General features: G+C 42.5%; 4 protein-coding genes. All 4 read right to left on the bottom strand.

The features are described from left to right. Positions 1 to 4: 4 nt before the first annotated feature. Entirely contained in the window at positions 5 to 1,642 is a 1,638-nt protein-coding gene (locus H5202_RS04205) for a CTP synthase (RefSeq protein ID WP_182770949.1), read from the bottom strand. Between the two features lie 114 nt (positions 1,643 to 1,756). Beyond that, positions 1,757 to 2,602 (bottom strand): nucleoside triphosphate pyrophosphohydrolase, encoded by an 846-nt coding sequence (gene mazG / locus H5202_RS04200; protein ID WP_182770948.1) that lies wholly within the window; start codon positions 2,600 to 2,602, stop codon positions 1,757 to 1,759. 66 nt (positions 2,603 to 2,668) lie between these two features. Continuing rightward, positions 2,669 to 4,876: a GTP diphosphokinase gene (gene relA / locus H5202_RS04195; protein WP_182770947.1), complete on the bottom strand. Its 2,208-nt coding sequence runs from the start codon at positions 4,874 to 4,876 to the stop codon at positions 2,669 to 2,671. A 183-nt stretch (positions 4,877 to 5,059) separates the two neighbouring features. After that, positions 5,060 to 6,427: a 23S rRNA (uracil(1939)-C(5))-methyltransferase RlmD gene (gene rlmD / locus H5202_RS04190; protein ID WP_182770946.1), complete on the bottom strand. Its 1,368-nt coding sequence runs from the start codon at positions 6,425 to 6,427 to the stop codon at positions 5,060 to 5,062. Positions 6,428 to 6,443 lie beyond the last annotated feature (16 nt).

The following is a 6,443-nucleotide window of genomic DNA, read 5'->3' as shown; positions in this document are numbered from 1 at the left end:
TTCATTAATCGATATCGCGTTTTTGATACGCATAAGAAGCGGCGATGAAGCCTTCAAATAATGCATGACCGTCACGTGGGGTTGAGGTGAACTCCGGGTGGAATTGACTCGCAACAAACCATGGATGATCTGGCAATTCAATCATCTCAATCAGTTTACGATCAGATGACAAACCACTAAACACTAAGCCGGCTTTTTCTAGACGATCAATGTAGTTGTTATTCACTTCGTAACGATGACGATGACGTTCAACACACGTTGCAGAATTATAGGCTATTGCTGCTTTAGTGCCTTCTTTTAAATGACATAACTGAGCGCCTAAACGCATCGTGCCACCTAAATCTGAAGACTCATGACGCGTTTCAACATCCCCTTCTTCATTAATCCACTCAGTAATGAGTCCCACAACTGGATAAGGCGTTTGTGGATTAAACTCAGTTGAGTGCGCACCTTCCAAACCTGCAACATGACGTGCAAATTCAATTATCGCTACTTGCATACCTAAGCAGATGCCAAAATATGGAAGCTTGTTTTCACGGGCAAATTTGGCAGCGAAAATCTTGCCTTCTACACCACGCTCACCAAAACCGCCTGGTACCAAAATACCGTCTAGGCCTTGCAACACTTCTTCGCCTTTCGCTTCGACTGTTTGTGAATCAATGTACTTAATGTGCACCGTAACACGGTTTTTTAAGCCAGCATGCTTTAATGCTTCATTCACAGACTTGTATGCGTCTGGCAGTTCAATGTACTTACCTACCATACCAATAGTGACTTCACCATTTGGATTGGCTTCTTGGTAAATAACATTTTCCCACTCAGACAAATCAGCTTCGTTACACGCTAAATTAAAACGTTTGATGACTAGATCATCTAATCCTTGAGAGCGTAATAACGCTGGAATCTTGTAGATGCTATCAACGTCTTTTAAGGAAATAACCGCACGTTCTTCAACGTTACAAAATAACGAAATTTTGGCTTTTTCATTGGCAGGAATTGCACGGTCGCCACGACAAACCAATACATCCGGCGCAATACCAATAGAACGCAACTCTTTAACAGAGTGTTGAGTCGGTTTAGTTTTAATTTCACCCGCTGCGCCTAAGAATGGCACTAAGGTTAAATGCATAAACAGTGTACGTTCGCGTCCTAACTCAGAACCTAATTGACGAATAGACTCAAGAAACGGTAATGATTCAATATCACCCACCGTGCCACCGATTTCGACAATCGCCACATCATGGCCTTCGCCACCTGCTAACACTTTTTCTTTAATCGCGTTAGTAATGTGTGGAATAACTTGAATGGTTGCGCCTAAATAATCACCACGACGTTCTTTACTAATCACTTCTTCGTAAATACGACCAGTAGTAAAGTTATTGCGACGATTCATTTTGGTGCGAATGAAACGTTCGTAATGACCTAAATCGAGATCGGTTTCAGCACCATCTTCAGTCACGAAAACTTCACCGTGCTGAGTGGGGCTCATGGTACCCGGATCGACGTTAATATAGGGGTCAAGTTTCATAATGGTTACATTGAGGCCACGCGCCTCTAAAATTGCCGCGAGCGAAGCTGCTGCAATGCCTTTACCTAGTGATGAAACAACGCCACCAGTAACGAAGATATACCTTGTAGTCATGCTGAACCTGAGAAAATGTGTTGGAAAAAACGTGCTTGTAAGAAAGCACTAGGACGGGGCGATATTATAGCAAAGCCACCTCGTTTCGACAAACTTAAACGCGCAAATTTTAGCTTAATTTATGTTTTCGTGTTGTTTTACCACATTCCAGTAGTGGTCTAATTCTTCCAGGCTATGCTGTTGTATCGGTTTTCCACTATTGTCTACACATTGCTCAACCCCTCTAAATCTACGTTCAAATTTATGATTGGCTTGACGTAATGCTTGTTCAGGATCAACGTTTAAATGGCGAGCAAGATTCACAACAGCAAACAATAAATCGCCCATTTCATCAACAATTCTCGGCTGATAAAAATCAGGGTCTTGATGTCGTAAATTAACTTCTACCAGCACTTCATCGATTTCTTCATGTATTTTGGCGACAACAGGCTCAAGCTCGGCCCAATCAAAGCCAACTTTAGCCACTCGATGTTGAATTTTTCGAGCTCGAGATAACGCGGGTAAGACTTGAGGAATATCATCTAATGCTGAGTGCATTTTTTTTTGCTGACGTTCATTGGCCTTTAACGTATCCCACGCTTGGCTTAAATCGTGAGTATTGGTAATGGCAACTGCAACGTTGTTTTCTGACTGAACAAATACATGTGGATGACGGCGAATAAGCTTATCGCTAATACGTGTCACTACCGTAGAAAAATCAAACTTACCTTGCTCTTGTCCTAATTGGCAATAAAACACTATCTGAAACAGTAAGTCGCCCAGTTCATCAGGTAACTCTTCCCACGCTTGTCGCTCAATAGTATCAACAACTTCATAAGCTTCTTCTAAGGTAAAGGGCACAATACTGGCAAAATCTTGCGCTCGATCCCAAGGGCAACCAGACTCGGGGTTACGCAATTGCTGCATGATGGTCAGTAACGATTGAATATCTGCCACAAAAAGGTCCTCTATTGTAAACATAAAATCTAATGAAAAAGGCACCTAACAAGTAGATGCCTTCTCGATAAGTCCATGATGTTAATTACGTTATAGTCGACGCGACTCAATCACACCATCAACGAGCGACAGTTTACCGAGAATCCGTGATAAACCATCTAAATTATACAATTCAAGTTCAAGCTCTACGGTAGCGGTTTGGCTTTTGACATCAGAAGATGAACTCATGGCCATCACATTAGATTTTTCTGCCGCTAGCACTGTGGTTAAATCTCGTAATAAGCCACTGCGATCATGGGCAAGTACTCTAACGCGAATACGATAACCACCAGAATAGTTCTCACCCCAAATCACATCGACACTGCGTTCTGGGTGGGCACGCATTAATTCTTTCACTTGTTCGCAATCACTACGGTGCACAGAAATTCCCCGCCCCATAGTAATATAACCAAATATTTCATCTCCGGGAACGGGTTGGCAACAACGCGCAATGTGACTCATTAAATTACCGACGCCATTAACTTCAACTTGGCCTTTACTCGACTTTTTAGGCTTATGCGACGCTTTCTTTATAATGTCTTCGAGTAAGTTTTCGTCAGTATCTTCTACTTTGCGAATTTTGGTATCGGTAAAGTTAACCACTTGGTTTAAGCGTAAATCGCCGCCACCGATGGCCGCCAGCATGTCATCCATAGAGTTTAAATTAAAACGCTCTACCGCCACGGCAGCATCTTTAACTTTAAGACCCACTCGGGCTAATTCAGACTCAAGCATCTCTTTACCCGCGGCAATATTTTTATCGCGGTCTTGTTGCTTAAACCAATGTTGAATTTTTGAGCGTGAACGAGACGACTTGATATAGCCTAAATTAAGATTAAGCCAGTCACGTTTTGGGTTAGGCGTTTTTGAAGTGATAATCTCAATGCGCTCACCCGTTTCAACTTGGTAAGTGAATGGCACAATACGGCCGTCGACTTTTGCACCAATACATTTATGACCCACTTGAGAGTGAATATAATAAGCAAAATCGAGCACAGTTGAGCCTAAAGGTAAGTCAACGACTTCACCACTTGGGGTAAATACATAGACTCGGTCTTCAAATACTTGGCTACGGACTTCGTCAACCAAATTACCACTTTCAGCGACATCTTCTTGCCACTGTAAAATTTTACGCAGCCAATTAATTTTTTCTTCGTAACCCGTTTGTTTGGTATTACTGGCACCTTCTTTGTATTTCCAATGCGCGGCGACCCCAAGTTCAGAATCTTGATGCATCGCCTCGGTACGAATTTGAATTTCGACAGTTTTGCCTTCAGGGCCAACAACCACAGTATGAATAGATTGATAGCCGTTCGGTTTTGGATTTGCTACGTAATCGTCAAACTCACGCGGAATATGGTGCCAAAGGTCGTGCACAACCCCTAACGCGCCATAGCAATCTTGTAATCTTTCGGTGACAATACGTACTGCACGAACGTCAAAAAGCTCATCAAACTTGAGGTCTTTGCCCTTCATTTTTCGCCAAATACTGTAGATGTGTTTTGGTCTACCGTAAACTTTGGCGCGAATATCATCGCTATCTAAACGCTGCTGTAACTGGGTGACAAACTTGTCGATAAACACTTCTCGGTCGACACGCTTACCATCAAGCTGTTTAGCAATGTCTTTATAAACGGTTGGATGCAAGTAGCGAAAAGAAATATCTTCGAGTTCCCACTTTAATTGGCCAATACCCAAACGGTTAGCGAGTGGCGCATAAATATCAGCAATTTCACGAGCTAATAACACCCGAGTTTCTTCATCGGCATTTTTTACCGCGCGCAGTAAACATACTCGTTCGGCTAATTTGATCACAACGGCGCGAACATCTTCAACCATGGCCAATAACATTTTTCGGATATTATCGATTTGTGGTTCGGCATCGCGCGAGTTTTGACTGACTTTTAATGCGCCAATGGCATTCATGGTCACAACGCTGGCAACTAACCTTGCAAGGTTTTCACCGTATTGCTCTAGGATTTGCTCTTCGTTGAGAACGCCCGCATCGAATAACAAAAATAAGACTGCGGCTTGTAGCGTTTCGATGTCCATATTCAGCGGCGCTAAGATTTCGATCATTTCGCGAGCGCGCGCAAGCAGCTCAGTATGAACCAGTTTGTTTTTAACCGGTAAGGCCTCAACTTGCTGGATCAACACCAATAACTTCTGAGCATCATCTTTGTCGTCGAGATACCGAGCGACCCACTCATCTAATTGGAATGCTTGCGTATTAAAATGTGCTTCGCGAACAGATACCATGAACCCTTCCTTAGCCGCATGACCGACTGACATCCAACCATATGCACATGGCATAGTGTGCATAAATGGTGTTAACAATAACTGAACAGCCTATCTTGAAGCGCTATAATCTTTTGTCAATTCAATAGCGTTCAGTTAGCCAATTTTTTAGCATAACTAATGTTAGAGGCTAAAAATCGTTGTTTAAATATTTAATTCAAATAACACCATGGCTTCAATATGATGTGTCTGTGGAAACATATCGACTAATCCCACTTGGGCAATACGATAACCATTCGCTAATAATACACTACTGTCACGCGCTAAACTTGCCGGATTACATGAAACATAGACCACTTTTTTAGGTTGCATTTTCTGTAACCATTGTAGACTTTCAAAAGCGCCAGCTCGAGCAGGATCAAGCAATAGTTTATCAATTTTGCCTAACCATGTTTGCGACGATAGATCAGCACTTAAATCTGCATGATAGAAAGTCACATTATCCAAATGGTTGTCGATAGCATTTTGCTTGGCTTGTTGCACCATTTCAGGCACGCCTTCAACACCAATGACCTCAGCAGCTTTTAATGCCAACGGTAAACTGAAATTACCCACACCACAGAATAGATCTAAAATACGTTCACCAGGTTGAGGGTCTAACCATTCGATGGCTTGATCGACCATGGCCTGATTAATAGCACCATTAACCTGAACAAAATTACCAGGAGTGAATGAACAACGAACAGCCTCCTGTGCAAGATGGTAATAAGGTAACGTTACAGCTTCATCATCAGCTGCTAACAACGGAAACAGTTGAGTTAATTGGCCTGCATCATCTTGCAACAACATGTTTAGTTGATATTTTTCAGCAAAACCCGTTAACCAACGAATATCAGATGCTGGCAACACTTTAGTCACTCTTAGTACTGCAAAATTACCGTTATCTGCTTGGGTGAGTTCAACATGCCCTAAACTCGCCTTAGCTTTGAGTTGATTTAAATTAGCCGCTAACGGAGTAATCAGAGCGGACAATGACTCAGACAACACTGGACACTGCTGAATGGAAACAATTTTATTGCTATTTCCGGCGCGAAACCCAAGTTGTAACCGCTGAGTATTTTTATCAAAGACTGTGGCCAATCTTGCTCGTCGACGATAATGCCATGCATCACCTATTATAGGATCTGCGACAATATCGGCTTCAATGGTTTTAGCACTCGACAGCTTGCTGATAAGGTCAACCAAAGCAGTTTGCTTATGTTCACGTTGCGCATTGGTGTCCATGTGCTGTAAATCACAGCCGCCACATTGTTGATAATGTGGACAATGGGGTTTGATTCGATTAGTCGATGCTGACTCAATCGTGATTAATTTGGCTTTAGCGTAGCTTTTCTTTTGTTCGACAAATTGCACCGTAGCGGTCTCTCCCGGTAATACTCCCGGAATAAACACGATTTTGCCTTGATGTTGCGCTATGCCTGCACCTAAATGGTCAAGTTGAGTGACACTGAGGCTTAACTTTGCTGATAATTGCTTAGATTTGTTCGGTTTTGCTTGAAAAAATTGTGCCATTTCGGCCTCAGGTATT

Origin of the sequence: Shewanella sp. SG41-4 (assembly GCF_014164505.1) — a bacterium.
Classification (GTDB): domain Bacteria; phylum Pseudomonadota; class Gammaproteobacteria; order Enterobacterales; family Shewanellaceae; genus Shewanella.
The sequence above is the reverse complement of the archived record's forward strand: the minus strand, read 5'-3'. Positions and strand labels throughout refer to the sequence as shown.

Excerpts from the sequence above, each read along its gene's own strand:
- H5202_RS04205 (WP_182770949.1), bottom strand. The coding sequence starts at position 1,642 with ATGACTACAAGGTATATCTTCGTTACTGGTGGCGTTGTTTCATCACTA.
- mazG (WP_182770948.1), bottom strand. The coding sequence starts at position 2,602 with ATGTTTACAATAGAGGACCTTTTTGTGGCAGATATTCAATCGTTACTG.
- relA (WP_182770947.1), bottom strand. The coding sequence starts at position 4,876 with ATGGTATCTGTTCGCGAAGCACATTTTAATACGCAAGCATTCCAATTA.
- rlmD (WP_182770946.1), bottom strand. The coding sequence starts at position 6,427 with ATGGCACAATTTTTTCAAGCAAAACCGAACAAATCTAAGCAATTATCA.